Genomic DNA, 22386 nt, shown 5'->3' with positions numbered 1-22386 from the left:
CTCGGCGCATTGCCTTGAACCCCGCCGCCTTGTCATGGCAGGGAGAGCGCGCTGCGAATGAGGTTCAGGAGGAAGCCACGTACTTCCTCGCTGCGAAGGATGACCACCAAGAGCCCGGCGAAGCCCACAGCGGCAAGCGTGGCGATGGCGTACTCGGCCGTTGCCATGCCAAGCTCGGACCCCCCGACCGGCTTCTTCGACCGTTTCGGAACGGAAGAGTCGTCGCGGCCTGTTTCAGCGGTGGAACGCGGATGGGTAGGCATCTGGACGGGGTTGTGTCCCGGCGAGCCCGGGAACAGTTCAAGGATCTCGGCCTCCGGCGGAAAAGGGATTGCCTGGGCGAGGGGCCTGCCGGGCCGGGCGGTGTTGATGGTTGCGTTCATTTCAGGTTCCTTTCTGCGGGCCGGCTTGTCTGCCGGACATGCTTCGACTCTTCCGTCCGTCCCTGGGCTTCGAAAGGCCCCAACTTTCCTAAGTGGAAAACTCGCCCCTGACCTTTCTGTGGAGGGGAAGACCCCTTGATGAACGTTCGCGCGGAGCGACCATCTCGCCCCTATTCGTATGGGCTAGTGGTCCTTTCCAGTCAGATATGGCCGAGAAGCGCCGCCGTTGATACGTAGCGCTTTTCTTTGTGGCCGGCGGTAGCAGTTACTTTCTCATCGGAGTTCTGTCCGGGCTTGCGTTGGAAGGGGCGGCACTAAGCGCCGCCGTCTACGTGGTGATGCTGGGCATGATGTATTTGATCCTCTCTCGGCGACGACGGAAGAGACTGCGTGAACTTTCCGAGCAGGGTCGGGTTGAGTGTTACCTTCGCCGCCCCGACGCCCCCGAAGGCGACCGTTTCCGGAAATGGAATGCTGGCATTGCAGCACCAACGCCGGGGCTGCTAACTTTCCAGCCTGTCCGTGGCCAAACAAGTATCGCTAGAGGTAAATCTTTCGACATTCGCATTCACGCGACTCGGGGCTCGCGCTATACCGCTTTGTGGAATGCCTGACCACCCCTATGGATCGACACCAGCCATGGTGCGCCTGAGAATAGTGGCATGTGCGAGCCGAAGAATTACGGCTTGCGGCCCGCGAACTCGTCAATGCCCTGACGGAAGCATTGCCAAGAGCACGGGGATGACGCCAAGGCAGATGAAGGCGGGCAGGGAACAAAGACCCAAGGGGATCACGAGTTTCACCCCGAGCGCGGCAGCACGCTTTTCCGCCATCCTGAACTGTTCACGCCGCAGTCGTGCCGCCTGGGCATAGAGGATGGCCGAGGATGGCGCGCCAGTCAGGGCGGCGAAGGCGAGCGCGTCCTTGAGCTTGCGCGCTTCAGCGCACTGCTGGCCCGAACTCCGCCACGCGGTCTCCCAGTCAGTTCCGATCTCGAGGGCGGCAACCACCGTGCTCAGCGTGCGGCTGAGCTGCGGGGACGCGCATGCGGCGATCAAGTCAAGGGCCCGTCCGAGCCCCGCCCCTGAGTCGAGCATGGCGGCCACGAGCTCAAGGATCATCGGCACATTGCGCAAGCCTTCCTGGCCCTCGGGCTTCGGGCGCGTGCCCACCGCCTCGCCTCTCCGCGCGTTCTTGAGTGGGCCGTTGTTCCCTGATGATTCGCGAAGCAGCCGCAAGGCTGAACACCGCCGGATTCTTCCCTGATCCGCCAGCCCAAGGATTGCCGCGAAGATCAATAGCAGCGACACTGCGATGGCAGGCAAAGCCAGGCCCATCAGTCACCGCCCACCGCGGCATGCACCAGCCGGTATGACCATATTCTGCCGGCGACGGTCAGTACGCCCCCAGCCGCCAGCGCCGCCAATCCGACCCCATTGGCCAACAGGACCCCCACTGGATCCGTCCCGAGCAGCATGCCCAACCCCAAGCCAAATACCGGCAACCATGTCAGGAGGCGCACGGTGGCTTTCGGGCCGGCCAGGGCAGTCTGGCGCGCATCACCGGCGTCGTCCTCGGCCTCGAGTTGGGCGGAAAATCGCGTCAGCACGTCGGCCAAGGGACAACCGCTCGCCTCCGCAACGTCCAAGCAGGCGGCAAGTTCTCCCCAGATTCGGCGTTCCCCGGGATTCCCGCCCTTGAGATCCTTCGCTGCAGACGTTCGTATGGCTTCGGCGACCGACGTTCCGATCATCGAGGCCGCCCTTGCCGCCGCGAGAACTTGAAGAGACCCAGACGACAGCTTGGGTAGTCCCGGGTCCTTTCCTCGCGCCTTTCCTCGCGCATTGAAACCCCCGGGGTCGCCCGAGCCAGTGCGGTGGCCCCTGTCCCCATGAACCATCCAGAGTTCCTCCCAGAGCCTCGACGTCGAACGGCCTCCCCGGAGGAGTGCGGCCAACTGCTGCACGAGTACCGTGAGCGGCAACGTGTCCGGGCGAGACTGTCCTCGGGGCGTGCGCGTCGCGGGCCTGGGCCCAGCCACAACCGAGGGAGCATGAGGTAGAGCGCGCAGGACCCGTCTGCCAAGCCGCCAAGACGGTTGGAAGGTCACCCAAGAAGCGGCCGCCAGGACGAGAACCAGGAATCCGCTCACGCGGCGCCTCCAAGGTGATCCACTCCAAGATGCGCCGCCCCCAGGTGATCCGGGCGGGGATTCGGTCCTTGGGAAGCAAGCAGGAGCCCGGGATCCAGGCCAAGGCGAGCCGCGAGGTCCCGCCACGCAGGACCGGGAACAGCAGCACCCGCCCGCAGCTCAACAGCAGGCACCACGGATGGGGCGGACCCGTTTTCCGACAGCACCCCAATACAGGAAACTCGCCGGCCGGCAGGCGTCCGCTCGACGTGGACCACTGCATCCAATGCCGTTGAAACCTGCAGTTGTACCGCTTCCCGGCTCAAGCCTGCGAGCGCGCCCAACGCCACGAGCCTGGCAGGGACTGCTGCGGCAGTGTTTGCGTGAATGGTGCCACCGCCGCCTGTGTGGCCGGTATTGAGTGCCGTCAACAGCTCACGTACTTCAGCGCCGCGGCACTCGCCCACGACCAACCGGTCCGGCCGCATCCGCAGCGCCTGCCGAACGAGTTCGCCGAGGTCGAGTGCGCCCCCGCCTTCAAGGTTTCCGTGCCTCGATTCAAGGGAAACCACGTGCGGGTGCACGGGATTCAGCTCGGAAGCGTCTTCAATCAGGACAAGCCGATCATGCGGGCTGCTCAAGCCGAGCATCGTGGACAGCAACGTGGTCTTCCCGGAACCCGTGGCACCGCTGATCAGGAAGCTCAACCTGCGGTCAACCATCGCGTGCAGCACCTGCTGGACCGGTGCTGCGAACATGCCTCCCGTACTCAGCTCGTCCATGGAGAAGACCTCCTCGCGCCGGATCCGCACGGACAACAAAGTCCCCTCAGTGGAAATCGGAGGCAGTACGGCGTGCACCCGGTATCCACCGTCGAGACGGACGTCAACGCAGGGCGAACCGTCGTCCAAACGACGCCCACCGGCCGCCACCAGCCGGGATGCCAAGGCGCGGATCTGGGGTTCACCGTCGAAATGCACCTGGGCGCGTTCCAGCCCCTTACCGCGATCGAACCACACCGAGTCCGGGCCATTCACGAAGATGTCCGTCACTGAGGCATCGCGGGCAAGCTGTTGGAGAGGTCCAAGTCCGCTCAATTCGGCGCTGATCGATTCGACGGCGGCAAGCGCCCCCGCGGTTCCGAGGAGCCGGCCCGTCGCATGGACGGCCGCGGCCACGCGCGACGGAGTGACCGGTCCGGCGTCGGCCATGACGGTTTCCCGCACGGTTTCAAGCAGCGCGGCGTCCAAGAGCCTGGTATTGCGCCAGCGTCCACCGCTGGGGAAGGCAGAAGCACTCATGCTGCTCCCTCGTCGAGTAGGTGAAGGACGGATTCCGCAAAGCGACGCACGGCCTTCCGTTTGCCGAATTCCAAAAGGCGTCCGAGCTCCGCCGCCGCGGCCGTACCGCGGAGTTCGGGGAGCACGCCGTTAAGGGGCAGACCCAGCGAATCGGCTACGAGGGGTGCGTCCAAGGCCGAACCGGCAGTTCCACGGATCACCAAGGCTGTGTCAACAGGCGGCAGATCCTGGAGAAGCCTGGCGGCGGCGACTGCTGCGCGGAGTTGAGCCGGTGCCACCATAAGGATCCTGTCGCACTCCCAGGCGAAGCAGCCAAGCGATTCTGTTCCGCGACCGATATCGACAATGACCAATTCAAATCCGCGTCTCGCCGCATCGAGGACAGCCGCGACAGCGCCGGGCTCCACGTCCAGGAAACGGTCGCGACTGCCTGGCCAAGACAAGAAGGAGAATCCTCCGGCTGTAGGCAGGGAGTCGCTTAGCTGCCCGGTGCCGATGCTCCCGCTGGCACCTGCAAGATCGGGCCAGCGCAGTCCCGGCGCATCTTCGGCAGCCAGGTAAAGCTCAAGCCCCCCTCCCCGGGGATCGCCATCGACCAGCAGCGTCCGTATTCCATGGACCGCCGCTTCCTGAGCCAGCCAGACCGCAGCCGTGGACGCGCCCGCACCGCCGCATCCTCCTGTCACCCCGAGCAACAATCCTCCAGGGTCCGGGTCGGGGGACCGACCGAGGTGCTCGGCCAACCAGGCTGCAGCTTCCGGCAAGACTGCCACGCGTTCGGCCCCCAGCGCCGCTCCCAATTGCCACAATGAATCCCCTTCACCGTCGAGGCCCAGCAAGACTGAAGGCGCACGACGACGGGGCGGAAGTTCGCGGACGTCGCTGCCGAGAAGCACCATTCCCGCGGTGTCCCACATGGGCAGCGCGGCCGATAAATCGACGACTGTCCGGAGACTGGCACCGACAGCGGCGGCGATCCTTTCGGTTTCAGCTTGTAGCCGGACGTTTCCTGTCACGAGAAGGACTTCGCTGGAATCGGCAGGAACCCACGGCTCTCCAGACGACGGGCCAGGCGCCGGGCCAGGCGCCGGTCCTGGCGGTGGACCGGATCCCCCGGATCGGGCGCGACCACCGGATCCCCCGGATCCGGGGCCGCGGCGTTGAAGCACCGACGAGCCGCGATTGGTGCCGTGGTTCCGCTCAAGATGTTGCCCGCTCATGAAGCCACTCTCTCTGTTTCGCCGCGGGCAGTGAAGGCCCGTATCGGCCTATGTGGATAAGCAACGGCAAGAACGCCTGTGGACGGGGAGTCCTCGTTCGAACCGCACCACCGCGAACCCCACCACCCCGGACGGCACCACCCCGGACAGAAGTATCGCGGACGGCAACTGTCCGCAAAGTGCAAGGTTCCACGGAATCACAAGGCAGAATTGTCAGCATGTACCTGCTGCTCGCCGCCCATCCAGACGGCGCAGCCATTCAGGAAAGCGATGCGGCCGGAGAAGCCGTCACAGAGCCGCGCGTCGTACGAAAGGCCGATCTGGCCGACGTCGTCAGCGTGTTGGAGAAGAGTCGTCCGCGCTGGGTCTGGAACCGGACCCAGGATTGGTACCCGGCGATGCTCCGGGCCGGGGTGGAACTGGAGCGCTGCCACGACCTCACACTCTGCCGCGCCATCCTGGTCCATTCCGAGTTCACGGCCCACACGGACTATGCCCGCAGCGCGGAAAAGCTCACGCAAGACGACGAAATGCCGGTTCCGCCGCGCATCCTCCAGCCACCCCCGCCGCCCGCCGATCAGGACGCGCTGTTCGACGACCTGGTCCCGCGCAGCACCCAGCCAAGCCTGAACGAGATCCGTGCCGAATTCGCGGCCCAGCAACATGCGCTCGGCCGGGCCTCCAAGGAAGACGGCCGGCAGCACCGACTGAAACTGCTGCTGGCGGCCGAATCCGCCGGCGCCATGATCGCCGCAGAAATGCAGTTCACGGGCGTGCCGTGGCAGGAGACGCTGCACGAAGAGATCCTTGAACGCCACCTGGGTCCCCGGCCTCCCGCCGGGCACCGGCCAGCCAGGCTGGAGGCGCTCTGCAACGAGCTTCGCGGGATTCTCCAGTCTCCGAAACTGAATCCGGATTCACCGCAGGACCTCATGCGTGCCCTGCACCGGAACGGCATCGAGGTAAAATCCACCCGCCAGTGGGAGCTCAAGGAATCGAAGCATCCGGCCATCGAGCCGCTGCTGGAGTACAAGAAGCTTTCCCGCTTGTTCGCTGCCAACGGCTGGTCGTGGCTGGACGCCTGGGTGAGCAAAGGGCGGTTCCGGCCCGAGTACGTCGTGGGGGGCGTGGTTTCCGGTCGTTGGGCGTCCCGGGGCGGCGGGGCATTGCAGATTCCGCGCCAGATCCGGGGTGCGGTTCACGCCGACCCGGGCCACAAATTGATCGTCGCAGACGCCTCCCAGCTCGAGCCCCGGGTTCTGGTGGCGCTTGCTCAGGACTCGAAAATGGCAGAGGCCGCACGGGACAAGGACTTGTACGCCGGTATAGCCGCCCAGGGTTTCGGTGGCGACCGCTCGAAGGCCAAGATCGCCCTGCTCGGTGCAATTTACGGCGCTACCACGGGCGAATCCGGACGCCTCATGCCGCAGCTGACCCGGACGTATCCCCGGGCAGTCGGCTTCGTCGAACAGGCAGCCCGCGACGGCGAAGGCGGCCGCACCGTGACCTCAAGGTTGGGACGCAGCAGCCCGCCGCCGTCGGAACGCTGGGTCCGCAGCCAGCAATCCACGACGGCGGAAGAGCAGCGGCGCGCGGACAGCATCGCGCGCTCGCGGGGACGTTTCACGCGGAACTTCGTGGTGCAAGGTTCCGCGGCGGATTGGGCGTCGTGCTGGCTTGCCGAACTTCGACGGCGGCTGCGCACAGCACGTGCCTGCGGCTTGCCTGCCGGGGAACTCGTGTTTTTCCTGCATGACGAGGTCATGGTCCACGCCCCTACGGAGTCGGTGGAAGCGTGCATCAAGGCCATCGAAGAGGCCGCGGCCGCAGCGAAGGAACTGCTGTTCGGGCGGGTTCCGGTCGAATTTCCGGTGAGTGTTGCCGTCGTCGATTCCTACGACAAAGCGAAGTAATCGGCGCTATTGCCCCGGGCGCAACAGCAGAGGACGATTGCCCCGTGGGACACAAAGGCCAGGCACCGCTGGCTGCATACATCGCCTTCCAACTGACGGAGTTGGAGGCACAATTGCCGCTGATCGCAGCGGCCGACCCGGAGGCCGTACACAACGCCAGGCTTGCCCTTCGCCGGCTCCGTTCAGTGCTCAGCTGCTATCGCGGCATGATCCCTCGTCTCCCCCGGACGGCCCGGGGGGAAGTCAGTTGGCTCGCAACGTCGCTCGGCGAGTCCAGGGACGCCTATGTCCTGGCACAGAGAATACGGCTGTCCCTGGACACAAAAGACTCATGGAAGAGCCCCGACACGGTGCGCCTGGCCGTGGAGGAACTGGAAGCGTCCAGCGCGCGGCTGGCTGCTTCCCTTGGCGGGCGCAAGCGCAGCAAACGCACCGTGAGGGCCGCAAGGGCGGCGCTGTTGGAAGTGCCCACAGCAAGGGAATACAAGCACCCGACGGCGGACCTCGCGGAGCGCCTCCAGGCCCGGTGGGAGCGGTTGCAGCAGAGCCTCGCGGAACAGGCAGGCAACAGCGACGCGGAGGTGCGAAACGCAGCACTCCACCAGGCGCGCAAGGACGTCAAGTGCCTCCGCTACTCGGCGGAAGCGGTCGCGGACGCCTTCAGCCATCACGCCTCAGGGGTGATTCAGCCCGCCATCGGCCTGCAGCGGTTGTTGGGCGAGCAGCATGACGCCGTCGTGGCCGGCGAATGGATCAGGGAACTGGCAAAAAGCCCGGGAATTGACGCTGGAGACGCCCAAAGGCTGGAATCGATGGAGGTCCGGCGGCGGCTCAACGCAGAGGAAGAGTTCCGCATGGCGATCGCGGAATATCCGGTGCCGGCGCCAAGGCGTGCCCTGACCTTTTGAAGCCCGGAACCATAACCGCAGGTGGGCCCCGAAAGCGAGTCATATGGCGGAAACGAACCCGGCATGACCCGGGCAAGTAATGTACCCCAAAGTAACTTCAGCACTCCCCTCTGTTCTCGATAGTCTCGCCTTGTGGTGTTCGACGTGAGGAGCGCCACAGTGCAAAGACGCACCCGCTGCGCAGGTCACTGTGCTGTGCGGATCACTATGCGAGGCAGTATCCAAGGGGGAACAGCAACGATGGCTGGACGATTCGAGATTCTCAAAGACGGCGAGGACGGTTACCGGTTTCGGCTGACGGCTGCCGATGGAACCCTGGTAGCGGAATCGCCGCGGTTCAAACACCTGAAGGCCGTAGTGGCCGGCATCAACGCCGTTCGGGAGAATGCCGCCACGGGCATCGTGGTGGATCACTCCAAGACAGCCCGACGCGCTGCATAGCCCCGGCGGCGCAGCGGTCGGAGGCCGCACTCGGCGTCCTGCCGGCTACGGCGAGAGACTAGATCTCGATTTCGAGCAGGCGCTCCGGGTCCCACGGAACAGTCCAGCCCAAGGCGTCAAACAGGCCGCTGAGCACCATCCCGGTGAATCCCCAGACCACGAGTCCGTTGACTTGGAACACCGGGCTCGAGAAAGACCTGCCGAGCCTCGTCAGCGTTCCGGTGTATCGGTTGTCGGGATCGAGCAGATCGCGCACCGGAACACGGAACACTTGGGCGGACTCGCCGTAGTCCACCACCCTCACGGGCGAGGGCGACGCCCACCACGCCAGGACCGGGGTGACCACAAAATTGCTGCGGATCAGGCCAAGTTCCGGCATGACACCGAGCACCTGCACGCCTCCGCTGTCCAGTCCGGTCTCCTCCACCGCTTCCCTGAGGGCCGCCGCCACGGCCGACTCATCGCCGGGATCGATGCTGCCGCCCGGGAACGCCACCTGTCCCGGATGGTCGTCCAGGGTGTGGGCGCGTTCCAGGAGCAAGACGTCCAGATCCGCCGGGGCCACGGGCTTCCCGGATTGGGCGGGGACGTTGTCCAGGACGCCGAAGAGCATGAGCACAGCCGCTTTCCGAGCCTTGTCCGGATCGACAGTTGCAGCTGCAATCCGCGGATCCGGGCCAGGATGGAGGCCGGAATCAATCCTGGTGATCAGGCTGACGAGATCCTCGAGCGCGGTCATGCAGGTCTCCTTTGCGATTCCATCCGAATCTCCGCCGCGCGATGCGTCTCGGCAAGCAGCTTCGCGAGAAGCGCTTCGTTGCCCGGGGCCAGTTCGTACTTGAGCAACTTGGCGGCTTTGACGGGATCCTTTTCGCCTTCGCCGTAACTCGGGCACCAATTGGCCACCGCACACGCTCCGCACGCTGGCCGGCGCGCATGGCAAACCCTCCGGCCATGGAAAACGACGCGGTGGGACAGCATGGTCCAGTCCCTGGGCTCGAACAGCTCCGCGACATCGAACTCGATCTTCACCGGATCCTCGGACGTCGTCCAGCCAAACCTGCGCGCCAGCCTGCCGAAATGCGTATCCACAGTGATTCCGGGAACCCCGAAGGCGTTGCCGAGCACCACGTTCGCCGTTTTGCGACCGACGCCGGGAAGCGTCACCAGATCTTCCAGCCGTCCGGGAACCTCGCCGTCGAACCCGTCCACCAAGCGTGTGCTGAGCGCCAGGACGTTCTTCGCCTTGGCACGGAAGAAACCGGTGGGCTGCAGGATCGCCTCCAGCTCGGCAATCTCGGCCTCGGCCATGCTCCGGGCATCCGGATAGCGCGCGAACAGGATTTTCGTTACCTGGTTGACCAGCACATCGGTGGTCTGGGCGGACAGCACCGTAGCCACGACCAGCTCGAACGGGTTCCGGAAATCAAGCTCAGCGTGGGCGTAGGGATAAAGCTCAGCGAGCGCCTTGTTGATTTTGCGCGCCCGCCGCTTCAAGGCCAGCGGGGTTTCGACGACGGTGTCCACGGCCGGCCTGGCTAGCCGCGTTCAATGTGGCTGAGGTCGCGCAGAACGCCCACTTTGCCGTCAGTGTCCTGTACGAGGAATTCCTGGCCGCGGTCTTCGAGGGCCAATACCCACGCGCCCGGTTCGATGGTGAAGGCAGGGATTCCTGTGTGCTCGTCGACAACGACGCGGGGATGGGCCACGGCGAACCAGAATGCCTCGTACCCGGCGTCGTGTTCGGAGTCGTCCCTTCGCGCGGCCGGATCAACGGTGGCGCCGATGGGCTCGTGTCTCCGGGGCTGATCGACCGTGCCGATGTACTGGGTGGCAGCCCCGGCTCCCGTCTCTGCGCCGCCGACAATCGGCGTCGCCATGGTGGCAGCGGGCAGGTGCTTGGGTTCCTCGGGCGTGGGCGCCTGCCCGCTCCGTCCGCCGTCGGCAACTGCGGGCTCGGCGGGTTCAGGGCGCACGACGGCGGCGGCTTCCGTGGCGGCGGGCTCGGGACGTACGACGGCGGCCGCCTCGGTGGCGGCGGGCTCGGCGGGTGCAGCGGCCGGTGCAGCCGGGACCTCAACGGGTGCCAGGCCGGCAGGTGCCGGTTCAGGCTTGGCCGGTTCAGGCTTAGCCGGCTTCGGCACGGCAGGCTTGCGCGTTGGAATGACCGATTCGCGGGCCACAACGTGGGCGGGCTGTTCGGCCCGGTCCTTGAAGTCGTCGCGGAGGAGCGGCAAATGGGGAGCCAGGACCGTCGCAGCCAGAAGACCTGCCGAGCCGATGAGTCCGACGAGCACGAACACGGTGAACGCGCCTGCCGCGGACAGGAAGAACAGGGTCAGGGCGAACGACGCCACGACGGAAGCGAATTGGTCAGTAGAAAGGGAACCGATTCGCACAACGTTCCTCGGCTGCAGGCGCCGGGAAACGAACAAAGCGGCAACAACCAGGGGAAGAAGGATGCCCAGAGCCAGGAAGAAAAGGTTGTTCAAGTTCCACAGGTTGTAGCGCCCGCCAAACATCGGCAGGAGGGACCCCACAAACATGAGCAAGGCGGAACCGAAAACGGTCACGTCCCGGATAGTGAACGGACCCAGGACGGCCTGGTACTTCGGGGAGGTCAAGCTGCCGGGCTCTGGCGCCCCGGATCCAGCTGCTGCTTCAGGGGCCGATCCGGGCGCTTGCGCACCGCTTTTCGGACCTTGGCTCGTCTGGTTCATGTGCAAAATCTCCTTAGTGCGGCGGTGTTCCGGACGCTGCCGCCCAAGGCTACACCCGGTATTTTCCGGGCCGGACCGGGCGGCAAGTTTCGCGTCTCGAGACTTCTTCAGCCTATGCCACCCGTCTGAGAGTCCACTAGTTGGCGCGGGGTCGGAGGCTGGGATGCCGCACCGTAATATTGGCCCGCGTTGGGAGCCCGGCCTGGAGCCTTTCGGCGCCGTTCGGCGCGGATCCAATGTCCCGCACGGTCCAGAATGTGACCGCAGACACTTGTTGTGGCCTCAAAACGCTAAGGTGGGTTCCGGAAAAGCTCTTTGCGGAATCCCGTGAGGCGCCGCAGCCCAACGCCGTGCACTTTTGGCGCGATTGGGTCGGCCTCGCCACGGGACACCCGCGCGGCAGAGATCGATGAATGAAGAGGTTCACATGTCCCAGGACGCCAATGGATCGACGACCACCGCTGCAACCGGATCCGACGAGGCAGGCAACGGCGATGCCCTCGAAAACCTTCTCCACGAAAACCGGAAGTTCGCACCCACCCCTGAGTTCGCGGCCAACGCGGTAGTCCGGGCCGAAGTCTACGATGAAGCGAGTGCGGACCGTCCCGCGTTCTGGGCCAAGCAGGCCCGGGAACTTCTGGACTGGGACACGGACTTCACCGAAGCCCTGGACTGGTCCAACCCGCCGTTCGCGAAGTGGTTCGTCGGCGGACAGGTCAACGCCGCATACAACGCCCTGGACCGGCACGTCGAGAACGGGCTCGGGGACCGGGTGGCCATCCACTTCGAAGGCGAACCCGGCGACACCCGTTCCTACACCTACGCCCAGCTCACCGACGAGGTCAAGAAAGCCGCGAACGCCTTCGAGTCCCTCGGCGTGGCCAAGGGTGACAGGGTGGCCGTGTACCTGCCGATGATCCCGGAAGCCGTGATCACCATGCTGGCCTGCGCCCGGATCGGGGCCGTGCACTCGGTGGTGTTCGGCGGCTTCTCCGCCGATGCCTTGCGCTCCAGGATCGATGACGCCGAGGCCAAGCTCGTGGTCACCGCCGACGGCACCTACCGGCGCGGCAAGCCCAGCCCGCTCAAGCCGGCCGTGGACCAGGCCCTCGCCAAAGAAGGCCACTCGGTCCGGAACGTCGTGGTGGTCAAGCGCAACGGCGAGCCGGTGGACTGGCACGAGGGCAGGGACCAGTGGTGGGAGGACACGGTCGGCGCCGCCTCCGGCGAGCACACCGCCGTCGGGCACGACGCCGAACACCCGCTGTTCATCCTCTACACCTCCGGGACCACGGGCAAGCCCAAGGGCATCCTGCACACCACCGGCGGCTACCTCACCCAGACCGCGTACACGCACAAGGCGGTCTTCGACCTGCACCCCGAAACGGATGTGTTCTGGTGCACCGCCGACGTCGGATGGGTCACCGGCCACTCGTACGTCGCCTACGCACCGCTGGTCAACGGCGCTACCCAGGTCATGTACGAAGGCACCCCGGACTCCCCACACCAGGGCCGCTGGTGGGAAATCGTGGAAAAGTACAAGGTCTCCATCCTCTACACCGCCCCGACGGCGATCCGGACGTTCATGAAGTGGGGCCGGGACATCCCGGGCAAGTACGACCTATCCTCGATCCGGGTCCTGGGCTCGGTGGGTGAGCCCATCAACCCCGAGGCCTGGATGTGGTACCGGGACGTCATCGGCGGCAACGCCGGCAAGAACGGCGAAAAGAAGGAACACCCAGCCCCGATCGTGGACACCTGGTGGCAGACCGAAACGGGCGCCCAGATGATCGCGCCCCTGCCGGGCGTGACAGCGACCAAGCCGGGCTCCGCGCAAGTCCCGCTGCCGGGCATCGCGATCGACGTCGTGGACGAGGCCGGCGAGTCCGTCCCGGACGGGCACGGCGGCTACCTCGTGGTCCGCGAACCGTGGCCCGCGATGCTGCGCGGCATCTGGGGCGATCCGGAACGGTTCAAGGACACCTACTGGTCCCGCTTCGAGGGCATGTATTTCGCCGGCGACGGGGCCAAGAAGGACGACGACGGCGACGTGTGGCTCCTGGGCCGGGTGGATGACGTGATGAACGTCTCCGGACACCGGCTCTCCACCACCGAAATCGAGTCCGCCCTCGTCTCGCACCCCTGGGTGGCCGAAGCCGCCGTCGTCGGAGCCTCCGACGAAACCACCGGCCAGGCCGTCGTCGCGTTCGTGATCCTGCGCGGGGATGCCGTGAACGACGGCGACTCCACCGTCGCCGAGCTCCGCAACCATGTAGGCAAGGAAATCGGCCCCATCGCCAAGCCCAGGCACATCCTCGTGGTACCCGAACTGCCCAAAACCAGGTCGGGGAAGATCATGCGCCGCCTCCTCAAGGACGTGGCAGAAGGCCGCGAAGCCGGCGACGCCACCACCCTCTCCGATCCGACGATCATGACCCAGATCGCTGAGTCCCTGAAGAAGTAGGCACTGCGCCGAACCACCCGGCGCCGAGCCCCGAAGCAAAAGCGGCGGTCCTCTCCCACGAGGACCGCCGCTTTTGTCTTAAAAAACCCCCCGTCGCAAGAATGTTATATTTAGTTCTTTCATGTTCTCTTTTGAGCGGTTATAGTCGAGTTCTACGTGAGAAAACTCACAAGCACCACGCTTTCAAGGGAGAGAACATGGCAGCGAATCTTGACCCGTTCCAGTCGGCCCACAATGCTGGCCCTGGACGCCGCACCATCCTGAAAACGCTCGGTATCGGTGCTGCCGGTCTCGCCGGCATTCCGCTGCTGGCCGCTTGCACCGGCGGATCCGGCCCAGCTCCGGGAGCCTCTTCGAACAGCCTGACCTTCGGCTCGGGCTCTTCCGACGATGTTCCCAAGGCCGCTTACAAAGCCGTCACCGATGCCTTCACCAAGAAGTCCGGCATCACCGTGGCCACCAACGTCGTCCCGCACAACGACTTCCAGAACAAGATCAACTCCTACCTCCAGGGCAGCCCCGACGATGCCTTCACTTGGTTCGCCGGCTACCGCATGCAGTACTACGCGGGCAAGGGCCTCCTGGCTCCCGTGGACGACGTGTGGGCAACGATCGGCAGCAACTTTTCCGACGCGATGAAGAAGGCCTCCACCGGGCCCGACGGCAAGATGTACCTCGTCCCCAACTACAACTACCCGTGGGGCTTCTTCTACCGGAAGAGCTTCTGGGCAGAAAAGGGCTACGCAGTCCCCAAGACGTTCGATGAGCTGAAGACCTTGGCCACCAAGATGAAGGCCGACGGCATCATCCCCATCGGCTTCGCGGACAAGGACGGCTGGCCGGCCATGGGCACCTTCGACTACATCAACATGCGCCTCAACGGCTACCAATTCCACGTGGACTTGACCGCCCACAAGGAAAGCTGGGACCAGAAGAAGGTCAGCGACGTCTTCGACACGTGGAAGGCCCTCCTCCCGTTCCAGGATCCTGCAGCCCTCGGCCAGACGTGGCAGGACGCGGCCAAGGCCCTCGAAGCCAAGAAGACCGGCATGTACCTGCTGGGTTCGTTCGTCACCCAGCAATTCACGGATCCCGCCGTGCTGGCGGACATTGACTTCTTCCCCTTCCCGGAAATCGCAGTGGAAGGCACCGATGCAGTCGAAGCCCCCATCGACGGATTGCTCCTCTCCAAGAAGGGCGGCGACAACAAAGCGGCGCACGACTTCCTGGCGTTCATGGGATCCGCCGAAGGCCAGAACGCCTACTCGGCCGTGGACGGCTCCAATATCGCCACCGTCAAGGGCGCCGACACGTCAAAGTTCACCCCGCTGAACAAGAAGTGCGCGGACACCATCGCCAATGCCAAGTACATCAGCCAATTCCTGGACCGGGACGCCCTCCCTGCCATGGCCAACAACGTGATGATTCCCGCGCTGCAGTCCTTCATCAAGGACGGCACCGTGGACGTCAAGAACCTTGAAGCGCAGGCCAAGACCCTTTACGCAGCCCAGTAGCTGAAGGAATCCCCATGAGTACTACCGCCGAGAAACCGGCCGCCCCGGACAGCGAACCCGGCGCGGCCGGGCGATCCATGGCCGGCAAAAGCCAGCCGGGCGCCGGCAGGCGGACCGGCAAAGCGGGCAAAGTCCGCCGCCTCACCCGCCGTGACAAATTCGTCCTCGCGATCATGGTGGGCCTGCCAACCCTGATCCAACTGCTGCTGGTCTGGCTGCCTACGCTCTTCTCCATTGCGCTGAGCTTCACCCGCTGGAACGGCCTGGACCTGAAGGACATCAAGGCCGCAGGAGCCGACAACTACCGCTATGTGGTCCAGGACTATCCCCCGTTCTGGCCCGCGATCCAGCACAACGTCCTGTGGCTCGTCTTCCTGGCCCTGATCGCGACACCCCTTGGCCTGCTGCTGGCCGTGCTCCTGGACCAGAAGATCCGCGGCAGCAAGATCTACCAGAGCATCTTCTTCACACCCGTCATGTTGTCCTTGGCCCTCATCGGCATCATCTGGCAGCTGTTCTACAACCGGGACAGCGGACTCCTGAACTACCTCCTGGGCACGGCGGGCACGCCGCAGGCCGTGGACTGGTTCGGCGATTCCAATGTCAATATCTGGGCGGCCATGGTTGCGGCCACCTGGCGTCACGCGGGCTACGTGATGATCCTGTATTTGGCCGGACTCAAGGGCGTGGACCCCTCGCTGCGGGAAGCCGCGTCGATCGACGGCGCCAATGCGGTACAGACGTTCTTCCGCATCGTCTTCCCGGCAATGCGCCCCGTGAACATCGTGATCGTGGTCATCACAATCATCGAGTCGCTCCGTGCCTTCGACATTGTGTACGTGATCAACCGAGGGACCAACGGACTTGAACTGATCAGCGCCCTGGTGATCCAGAACCTGATCGGCGAAGGCCAGGTGATCGGAGTGGGCTCGTCCCTCGCGGTGATTCTCCTGGTCATCTCGCTGATCCCCATCGTCTTCTACCTCATCCGCACCTTCGGCAAGGAGAGCAAGGCATGAGCACCCTCGCCAATCCCATCCCGCGCACGACAGCAGCCTCAGGCACAAGCCGGAATTCCGGCAAGCGCCACTACGGGACCCATATCTTCCTGACCGTCATGGCAATCATGTGGCTGATTCCGTTGGGTTGGTCCTTGTTCACAGCCTTGCGTCCCAAAGCGGATACGGACAAATACGGCTACTTCAGCCTTGGCGGCACCTTCAATTTCGACAACTTCATCACGGCATGGACCCAAGGCGGATTCTCGAAGTACCTCCTGAACTCGGTGATCATCACCGTGCCCTCGGTGCTCCTGACCTTGTTCTTCGCCTCGATGATGGCATTCGCCGTCTCCCGGGTGAGCTGGAAGTTCAACGTCACCCTCCTGATCATGTTCACGGCCGGCAACCTGCTGCCCCCGCAGGTCCTTGCGGCTCCGTTGTTCGAGATGTTCAAACATGTCACGCTGCCCTACTCCTTCAGCGATTCCGGCAACCTGCTCAACACCTACATCTCGGTGATCGCCGTGGACACGGCTTTCCAGATCGGTTTCTGCACTTTCGTGCTCTCCAACTACATGAAGGCCCTCTCGTCCGACCTGACCGAGGCCGCCCTGGTGGACGGCGCCGGGATCTGGAGGCAGTACTGGAACATCATCCTGCCGCTGTGCCGCCCCGCACTCGCGGCGCTCGGAACCCTGGAAGTCATCTTCATCTACAACGACTTCTTCTGGCCGCTGCTCTTCATCCAAAGTGGAAACCGGCTGCCGATCACCACCGCCATCAATAACCTGCAGGGCGAGTTCCTCAGCAACTACAACCTGCTGGCGGCTGGCGCCACCATCACCGTGATACCCACCCTGATCATCTACCTCGTGCTGCAGCGCCAATTCGTGGCCGGTCTCACGCTCGGTTCCAGCAAAGGATAAAAACGCATGGCAATGGACTACATCGTCGACAAGCTGGGCGGCCGCATCGCGTTCGGCGGCGACTACAACCCCGAACAATGGCCCGAAGAGGTCTGGAAACACGACGTCGCCCTCATGAAGGAAGCGGGGGTGAACCTGGTCAGTGTCGGCATCTTCAGTTGGGCGCTTCTGGAGCCCGAAGAAGGCCGGTACGAATTCGGCTGGCTGGACAGGATCCTGGACCTGCTCCACGCCAATGGCATCAGCGTGGACCTCGCGAACGCGAGCGCATCTCCCCCGCCGTGGTTCAGCCGCAAGTACCCCGATTCGCTCCCGGTGGATGCCGACGGCGTGCGGCAAAGTTACGGTTCGCGGCAAGCCTTCGCGGCCTGCTCACCCGACTATCGCCAGGCGGCAGCAGCCCTGACGACGGCGATCGTGCAGCGCTACGCCGGGCACCCCGCCGTCGTGATGTGGCATGTCCACAACGAATACGGCTGCCACAACCAGCCGGATTTCGGCCCCCACGCGGAGCGCGGCTTCCAGGAATGGCTCCAGGCCAGGTACGGGAGCCTTGACGCGCTCAACGAGGCCTGGGGCACTGCCTTCTGGTCCCAGCATTACTACGACTGGGCCGAGATCCTGCCCCCGCGCCGCTCGGGAACGTGGGTGAACCCCACGCAGCAACTGGATTTCGCGAGGTTCTCCTCCGATGCCCTCCTTGAATGCTTCATCGCAGAGGCAGACATCATCAGGGCGCATTCGAAGCACCCCGTGACCACCAATTTCATGGGTTTCAACATGGGCCTGGACGCTCCCGTTGATTACTGGCGCTGGTCCGGGCACATGGATTTGGTGTCCAATGACCACTATCTGATTGCCGCCGACGAACGGAACTTCCAGGACCTGGCCATGACGGCCGACCTCACCCGCGGGTGGGCGCTGGGCAAACCCTGGCTCCTGATGGAACACTCCACTTCGGCAGTCAACTGGCAACCCCGCAATGTGGCCAAGGCCCCGGGAGAAATGCTGCGCAACTCCCTGCAGCACGTGGCCCGCGGAACCGACGGAGTCTTGTTCTTCCAATGGCGCGCCTCCCGCGCCGGGGCCGAAAAGTACCACTCCGGATTGGTCCCCCATGCCGGCCGCGACAGCAAAGTGTGGCGCGAAGTGGTGGAGCTGGGCCGTGCGCTCGAGAGCATTTCCGAGGTGGCCGGCTCCACCGTCCAGGCCGACGCCTGCATCATCCACGACACCGACGCCCGCTGGGGCACCGAACTGGACTCGCACCCCAGCGAGGACGCCCGGAACCTCCCGGAAACGCGGCGCTGGCATGACGCCCTCTACCGGGCAGGCGTCACCACCGACATCCGGCAAAGCACCGACGACCTTTCCGGCTACAAATTGGTGATCGCGCCCATGCTTTACCTCGTCACGGACGAGGCCGCCGCGAAGCTCCACGAATATGTCGAAGCCGGCGGAACCCTCGTGATCACCTATTTCTCCGGAATCGTCGACGAGAACGACCACATCCGGATGGACCCGGTCAACGGCGGCGGCTATCCAGGGGCGTTCTCCGAACTGTTGGGCGTGAGCATGGAGGAATTCTTCCCCCTGCGCTCGGGCGATGCCGTGGGATTGAGCCGCTTCGGCGCCGGGACGGTCTGGAGCGAGCTGGGGAAGGCAACCGGGGCGGAGGTTCTTGCCACGTTCGACGGCGGTGCAGCCGCAGTCGGGTCCGGCGTCGACGGTTCTCCGGCGGTGACCCGCCGGGCGGGTTCCACCGGACGCGGCGCCGCCTACTACGTGGCCACGAGCCTGGGCCGCGAGGGGCTGGCAGAACTGGTCCAGCTCCTTTGCTCGGACGCCGGGGTGGAGCCGGTCCTGGGCGTCCGGCCTCCGGAAGACGTGGAAATCGTCCGCAGGAGCAACGGCACCAAGGACTGGACCTTCGTCATCAACCACAGTGCACAGGACGCGCAGGTGCCGCTCGACGGCGTCGAACTCCTGAGCGGGACGCCCACCGGAGGTACGCTGAACCTTACTGCCGGGGGCGTCGCCGTCGTCGCCACTCCCGCCTAGCCACCCGCCGTCCCTCCAGAAAGGCTCCGATGCTTCAGGCAGCCCGCCACACCGCCATTGTCGACGCCGTCCAGCGCGAACGGGTTGTCCGCGTCTCGGATCTCGCGCAACTGCTGGGAGTCTCGGCCATGACCGTTCGGCGCGACATCGAGTCGCTGGAGGAGTCCGGACTCGTCGAGCGCATCCACGGCGGGGCCAAGATACCCGGCGATGCCCGGACGCACGAACCCGGCTTTGAGCTGAAATCCACCCAGTTGATCGAGGAGAAGCACGCGATCGCGGTCGACGCGGCCACCTTGGTCCATGAGGGGATGGCCGTGGGCCTGAGCGCCGGAACCACCACCTACGAGCTCGCCAAGGTACTGCTGGAAGGCCCGCGGATCACGGTGGTGACGAACTCCATCAGGATTGCGGATCTCTTCCACAACGCCTCAGGTTCCAGGGAGGGTTTCCCGGTCATCGTGACGGGCGGCGAGCGCACGCCGTCGGACGCTTTGGTAGGCCCCATCGCCACGGCCGCGCTGAAGCAATTGCACCTGGACACCCTGTTCCTGGGTGTCCACGGCATGGATGCGGACGCCGGATTCACCACGCCGAACCTGCAGGAAGCCGAAACCAACCGGGCCTTCATCAGTGCGGCCCGCAACGTGGTGGTCCTGGCGGATCACAGCAAGTGGGGAACCGTTGGCATCGCCTCGATCGCCCAGCTGGAGGATGCCGACGTGCTTGTGACGGACTCGCAGCTCGGCGAGGATGCCCGGCGCATCCTCGCCGACGGCGTGGGGAAGCTCCGGATCGCCGCACCTTAGCCAGTGGGAGACCCAACTAGCTCGCAGTTGTTGTCGTTATGAGCCCTCAAAACGACAACAACTGCGACTCAGTTGGGCTGGGAACCCGCTACGGGCACCCGCACGATTGCCGGATCCGCAACTGCGTGGGGAAGACCCTGTGCTGCGGCGGTTCGTTGCGGTTCTCGCCCACCAGCGCCGACACGGCGGCCTCCGCCATGTCCCATACCGGCTGCTCCACAGTGGTCAGGGCCGGCCAGCTGTACTCGGCCTCCACCGAACCGTCGAAGGACGCCACGGCAATATCGTCGGGAACGGACAGCCCGGCCTCGCGGATTGCCCGCAGAACCCCGATTGCCTGCATATCGGAGCTGGCGAAGATCGCCGTCGGACGTTTGTCCGCGGCCAGGAGGAGTTGTCCGGCAGCGTAGCCCCCGGGCCGGTCGAACCCGCCACGTGCCAGCGGCCCGACAGGGAGCCCGGCAGCTTCGAGCGCCCGCCGCCAACCCTGCTCGCGCCCGTCGGCCTCGTCGTCGGCCGTGATCCCCATGGCGAGTCCGATGTTGGTGTGGCCGTGGCCGATCAAATGTTCCACCGCCAGGCGGGCTCCGGCTTCAAGGTCCACGCCTACGCTGTTGAATCCAGGAGCGATCGAGGCGTGGTTCAGCAGGACCGAGGGGATTTCCGCGTCAACAAGCTCCACGAAGTCGGGTTCAAACATGACGCTGGCCAGGACCACTCCATCAACCTGCCGGGCGGCGAGGTTGCGGATGTGGCGGCGTTCTGAGTCCAGCTGGTTGTCGGAATTCGTCAGCAACAAGGCATATCCACGCCCGGCGGCAGCTACTTCCACCGCATGTCCCAACAGCGCCCAGAACGGGTTGCTGGAATCCGGGATCACGAGGCCCAAGGTTTGGCTGGACCCCATTTTGAGCGCGCGTGCGGCGGCATTCGGCCGGTATCCCAGGATCCGGATGGCCTCCTGGACTTTCGCTTCCGTCGCGGGCGCCACCTTCTTGGGGCCGCCGTTCACCACATAGCTCACGACGGCGGTGCTCACCCCGGCGTACCGGGCCACGTCCTTGCGCGTCACCGGTCCGCGCGGGGTGTGCACTGCCGAAGTAGTCATTGGATCATGCTAGCTACAAAGCCTCCGGAGCATCTCCGAAATCGCGGATGGGGAGCCGTTCGCCGCCGCGGAGCGCCGATTCGTGCGCTACGACGCCGGGGAGCGTGTAGCGGGCCGCCACCCACGCGTTGACAGGCGGAAGGCTTCGCTTGTTCACGGCCGTGACGAAGTCGTCCACCAGGAACTGATGACTGCCTTCGTGCCCGTTCGGAGCTCCCTCGAATTCAACGGGCAGCCTGGCGGCGTCGTGCACCGGAGCGAGGCCGGAGATGAAAGCGCCGCGAAGTTCGGGGGCGACGTCCGCCAACGAGGGGTCATCGGGCGACATGCTCGGCTTGGTCTCCACCTGGTCCGAGATGTCGAGTACGCCCTCCTTGTCCTGCCACAACGTCGTGGTGGCCAGCTGCTCGAAGCTTGCCTCGGTGCCGAAGAAGCGGAAGCGCGATTCGCGGATATGCGAGGGGTAGCCCACGCGGCGCATCTCGTTGGTGCGCATCGCGCCGCCGTCGTTCATTTCGAAAAGCGCCGTGGCGTTGGAGAAGTCATTGTCGAACATGCTGACGTCCTTGTCGAAGACGCCGTCGCCGCGATCGTCCTTGACGCCGATGCAGCTGACGCTCACGGCGTGGCCCGGTATGGCGCCCAGTACGCCGCCGATCGCGTGGGTGGGGTACAGCATGGGCGGGTAGCTGGCGGTTGCTTTCCAGTTTTCGCCGCCGCTGTACTGGTAGGCCTCGTAGAAGCCCAGGTCCATGTCGTGGACGTAATCGCCTTCGGTGTAGAAGATGCGGCCGAACTTGCCGGCAGCGTGCTGCTTGCGGGCATAGACGGTGGCGGGGTTGTAGAAGCTGGTCTCTCCCATGGCGTAGACAAGCTTGGTCTCACGCACGGCTTCGATGATTCCGGCGATCTGCTCCTCGGAGATTGCCATCGGAACAGCCGAATAGACGTGTTTTCCGGCGCGCAGCGCCTTGATCACCAACGGCCCGTGCGTCCAGCGCTGCGTGAAGATGGCGACGGCGTCGACGTCGGAGGCCAGCAATTCGTCGAAACTTGCCATGGTGCCGTCCAGCCCCAGCTGTTCCACAGCTTTCGACGCCCGTTCGGGGAGTTCGTCCACGGCGTAGACCGCGGAAACCCCGGGGTGGAGCTTGAAGAGGTGGGCAAATTGGCCGCCGAACTGGCCAAGGCCTACTACTCCCATAGAAAACGTCATTGTTAGCCCTTCGATTCATGTAGGTGGCTTCAGAATGCCCCCGCCGCGCCGGGAGGGCTCGACGAGTGACTCAGGCCAGTGAATCACTGGGATCTACTCGAGTCAACAAAACGCAATAAATCCAAAATATTCGAACAAAACTTCACAGACTTGCTTGACCCCTTCAGATCTACTCGTGTAGATTCAGGGCAGATGTTAGCCATGTCACACTCACGAAGGGTCGAAGATGACCACCCTCACCAAACATCCTGATCCGGAGCTTTCGGCTTC

The 22386-nt window shown here is 64.7% G+C and carries 19 protein-coding genes; 9 read left to right on the top strand and 10 right to left on the bottom strand.

Going from position 1 to position 22386, the window contains the following annotated elements:
* Nucleotides 1-32 precede the first annotated feature (32 nt).
* The 5 genes from BMF89_RS22425 to ssd form a co-directional block, all read right to left on the bottom strand.
* The gene (locus BMF89_RS22425) at nt 33-383 is read right to left on the bottom strand and encodes a DUF4244 domain-containing protein (protein WP_078107646.1); all 351 of its coding nucleotides are present in this window, start codon (nt 381-383) and stop codon (nt 33-35) included.
* Nucleotides 384-1087: 704 nt separating this feature from the next.
* Nucleotides 1088-1720, bottom strand: coding sequence for a type II secretion system F family protein (locus BMF89_RS13630; RefSeq protein ID WP_078107645.1), 633 nt, complete (start codon nt 1718-1720; stop codon nt 1088-1090).
* Nucleotides 1720-2136, bottom strand: coding sequence for a hypothetical protein (locus BMF89_RS22780; RefSeq protein WP_366214903.1), 417 nt, complete (start codon nt 2134-2136; stop codon nt 1720-1722). The genes BMF89_RS13630 and BMF89_RS22780 overlap by 1 nt, the downstream gene beginning before the upstream one ends.
* A gap of 395 nt (nt 2137-2531) precedes the next feature.
* Entirely contained in the window at nt 2532-3815 is a 1284-nt protein-coding gene (locus tag BMF89_RS13620) for a TadA family conjugal transfer-associated ATPase (protein ID WP_078107643.1), read from the bottom strand.
* Nucleotides 3812-5035: a septum site-determining protein Ssd gene (gene ssd / locus BMF89_RS13615; RefSeq protein ID WP_078107642.1), complete on the bottom strand. Its 1224-nt coding sequence runs from the start codon at nt 5033-5035 to the stop codon at nt 3812-3814. The genes BMF89_RS13620 and ssd overlap by 4 nt, the downstream gene beginning before the upstream one ends.
* A 218-nt stretch (nt 5036-5253) precedes the next feature.
* On the opposite strand from ssd, the gene BMF89_RS13610 reads away from it, so the two are divergent.
* The 3 genes from BMF89_RS13610 to BMF89_RS13600 all read left to right on the top strand — a co-directional run bounded on the left by BMF89_RS13610 (nt 5254) and on the right by BMF89_RS13600 (nt 8297).
* On the top strand, nt 5254-6948 hold the full coding sequence (locus tag BMF89_RS13610; protein WP_078107641.1) for a bifunctional 3'-5' exonuclease/DNA polymerase: 1695 nt from the start codon (nt 5254-5256) through the stop codon (nt 6946-6948).
* A 44-nt stretch (nt 6949-6992) separates the two neighbouring features.
* The gene (locus tag BMF89_RS13605) at nt 6993-7856 is read left to right on the top strand and encodes a CHAD domain-containing protein (RefSeq protein ID WP_171983494.1); all 864 of its coding nucleotides are present in this window, start codon (nt 6993-6995) and stop codon (nt 7854-7856) included.
* Nucleotides 7857-8096: 240 nt separating this feature from the next.
* Nucleotides 8097-8297, top strand: coding sequence for a DUF1508 domain-containing protein (locus tag BMF89_RS13600; RefSeq protein WP_078107639.1), 201 nt, complete (start codon nt 8097-8099; stop codon nt 8295-8297).
* Nucleotides 8298-8355: 58 nt separating this feature from the next.
* Here BMF89_RS13600 and BMF89_RS13595 read toward each other — a convergent pair whose 3' ends face one another.
* From BMF89_RS13595 to BMF89_RS21965, 3 genes are read right to left on the bottom strand one after another with little or no spacing between them, the layout of a single operon-like run.
* A complete protein-coding gene (locus BMF89_RS13595) occupies nt 8356-9036 on the bottom strand; it encodes a CoA pyrophosphatase (protein ID WP_078107638.1) in 681 nt (226 codons plus the stop codon).
* The gene (nth, locus tag BMF89_RS13590) at nt 9033-9824 is read right to left on the bottom strand and encodes an endonuclease III (RefSeq protein WP_078107637.1); all 792 of its coding nucleotides are present in this window, start codon (nt 9822-9824) and stop codon (nt 9033-9035) included. The genes BMF89_RS13595 and nth overlap by 4 nt, the downstream gene beginning before the upstream one ends.
* 11 nt (nt 9825-9835) lie before the next feature.
* Entirely contained in the window at nt 9836-11017 is a 1182-nt protein-coding gene (locus BMF89_RS21965; protein WP_078107636.1) for a hypothetical protein, read from the bottom strand.
* Nucleotides 11018-11444: 427 nt separating this feature from the next.
* Here BMF89_RS21965 and acs point away from each other — a divergent pair, with 427 nt between their 5' ends.
* The 6 genes from acs (at nt 11445) to BMF89_RS13555 (ending at nt 19792) form a co-directional block, all read left to right on the top strand.
* Nucleotides 11445-13481, top strand: a complete 2037-nt coding sequence (gene acs / locus BMF89_RS13580) for an acetate--CoA ligase (RefSeq protein ID WP_078107635.1) — start codon at nt 11445-11447, stop codon at nt 13479-13481.
* A 197-nt stretch (nt 13482-13678) separates the two neighbouring features.
* Complete coding sequence (locus BMF89_RS13575; protein ID WP_078107634.1) at nt 13679-14995, top strand: ABC transporter substrate-binding protein; 1317 nt, start codon at nt 13679-13681, stop codon at nt 14993-14995.
* A 14-nt stretch (nt 14996-15009) separates the two neighbouring features.
* On the top strand, nt 15010-16014 hold the full coding sequence (locus tag BMF89_RS13570; protein WP_078107633.1) for a sugar ABC transporter permease: 1005 nt from the start codon (nt 15010-15012) through the stop codon (nt 16012-16014).
* The gene (locus BMF89_RS13565) at nt 16011-16922 is read left to right on the top strand and encodes a carbohydrate ABC transporter permease (protein WP_078107632.1); all 912 of its coding nucleotides are present in this window, start codon (nt 16011-16013) and stop codon (nt 16920-16922) included. The genes BMF89_RS13570 and BMF89_RS13565 overlap by 4 nt, the downstream gene beginning before the upstream one ends.
* Nucleotides 16923-16928: 6 nt before the next feature.
* Nucleotides 16929-18983, top strand: coding sequence for a beta-galactosidase (locus tag BMF89_RS13560; protein WP_078107631.1), 2055 nt, complete (start codon nt 16929-16931; stop codon nt 18981-18983).
* Between the two features lie 29 nt (nt 18984-19012).
* A complete protein-coding gene (locus tag BMF89_RS13555; protein ID WP_078107630.1) occupies nt 19013-19792 on the top strand; it encodes a DeoR/GlpR family DNA-binding transcription regulator in 780 nt (259 codons plus the stop codon).
* A gap of 88 nt (nt 19793-19880) precedes the next feature.
* Here the strand turns inward: BMF89_RS13555 and BMF89_RS13550 are convergent, their stop codons facing one another.
* A complete protein-coding gene (locus tag BMF89_RS13550) occupies nt 19881-20900 on the bottom strand; it encodes a LacI family DNA-binding transcriptional regulator (RefSeq protein ID WP_078107629.1) in 1020 nt (339 codons plus the stop codon).
* A 13-nt stretch (nt 20901-20913) separates the two neighbouring features.
* Nucleotides 20914-22116 (bottom strand): Gfo/Idh/MocA family oxidoreductase, encoded by a 1203-nt coding sequence (locus BMF89_RS13545; protein WP_078107628.1) that lies wholly within the window; start codon nt 22114-22116, stop codon nt 20914-20916.
* Between the last annotated feature and the right edge of the window lie 270 nt (nt 22117-22386).

The sequence above is a fragment of the Arthrobacter sp. SRS-W-1-2016 genome (assembly GCF_002009585.1).
GTDB classification, from domain to species: Bacteria; Actinomycetota; Actinomycetes; order Actinomycetales; family Micrococcaceae; genus Arthrobacter; species Arthrobacter bambusae_A.
The sequence above is the reverse complement of the archived record's forward strand: the minus strand, read 5'-3'. Positions and strand labels throughout refer to the sequence as shown.

What these genes read in the sequence shown, in the direction of transcription:
- BMF89_RS13570 (WP_078107633.1), top strand. Translation starts at nt 15,010, where the DNA reads ATGAGTACTACCGCCGAGAAACCGGCCGCCCCGGACAGCGAACCCGGC.
- BMF89_RS13545 (WP_078107628.1), bottom strand. Translation starts at nt 22,116, where the DNA reads ATGACGTTTTCTATGGGAGTAGTAGGCCTTGGCCAGTTCGGCGGCCAA.
- BMF89_RS13555 (WP_078107630.1), top strand. Translation starts at nt 19,013, where the DNA reads ATGCTTCAGGCAGCCCGCCACACCGCCATTGTCGACGCCGTCCAGCGC.
- BMF89_RS13600 (WP_078107639.1), top strand. Translation starts at nt 8,097, where the DNA reads ATGGCTGGACGATTCGAGATTCTCAAAGACGGCGAGGACGGTTACCGG.
- BMF89_RS13610 (WP_078107641.1), top strand. Translation starts at nt 5,254, where the DNA reads ATGTACCTGCTGCTCGCCGCCCATCCAGACGGCGCAGCCATTCAGGAA.
- BMF89_RS13550 (WP_078107629.1), bottom strand. Translation starts at nt 20,900, where the DNA reads ATGACTACTTCGGCAGTGCACACCCCGCGCGGACCGGTGACGCGCAAG.
- BMF89_RS13560 (WP_078107631.1), top strand. Translation starts at nt 16,929, where the DNA reads ATGGCAATGGACTACATCGTCGACAAGCTGGGCGGCCGCATCGCGTTC.
- BMF89_RS13575 (WP_078107634.1), top strand. Translation starts at nt 13,679, where the DNA reads ATGGCAGCGAATCTTGACCCGTTCCAGTCGGCCCACAATGCTGGCCCT.
- acs (WP_078107635.1), top strand. Translation starts at nt 11,445, where the DNA reads ATGTCCCAGGACGCCAATGGATCGACGACCACCGCTGCAACCGGATCC.
- BMF89_RS13630 (WP_078107645.1), bottom strand. Translation starts at nt 1,720, where the DNA reads ATGGGCCTGGCTTTGCCTGCCATCGCAGTGTCGCTGCTATTGATCTTC.
- BMF89_RS13620 (WP_078107643.1), bottom strand. Translation starts at nt 3,815, where the DNA reads ATGAGTGCTTCTGCCTTCCCCAGCGGTGGACGCTGGCGCAATACCAGG.
- ssd (WP_078107642.1), bottom strand. Translation starts at nt 5,035, where the DNA reads ATGAGCGGGCAACATCTTGAGCGGAACCACGGCACCAATCGCGGCTCG.
- BMF89_RS22780 (WP_366214903.1), bottom strand. Translation starts at nt 2,136, where the DNA reads ATGATCGGAACGTCGGTCGCCGAAGCCATACGAACGTCTGCAGCGAAG.
- BMF89_RS13595 (WP_078107638.1), bottom strand. Translation starts at nt 9,036, where the DNA reads ATGACCGCGCTCGAGGATCTCGTCAGCCTGATCACCAGGATTGATTCC.
- BMF89_RS13565 (WP_078107632.1), top strand. Translation starts at nt 16,011, where the DNA reads ATGAGCACCCTCGCCAATCCCATCCCGCGCACGACAGCAGCCTCAGGC.
- BMF89_RS22425 (WP_078107646.1), bottom strand. Translation starts at nt 383, where the DNA reads ATGAACGCAACCATCAACACCGCCCGGCCCGGCAGGCCCCTCGCCCAG.
- BMF89_RS21965 (WP_078107636.1), bottom strand. Translation starts at nt 11,017, where the DNA reads ATGAACCAGACGAGCCAAGGTCCGAAAAGCGGTGCGCAAGCGCCCGGA.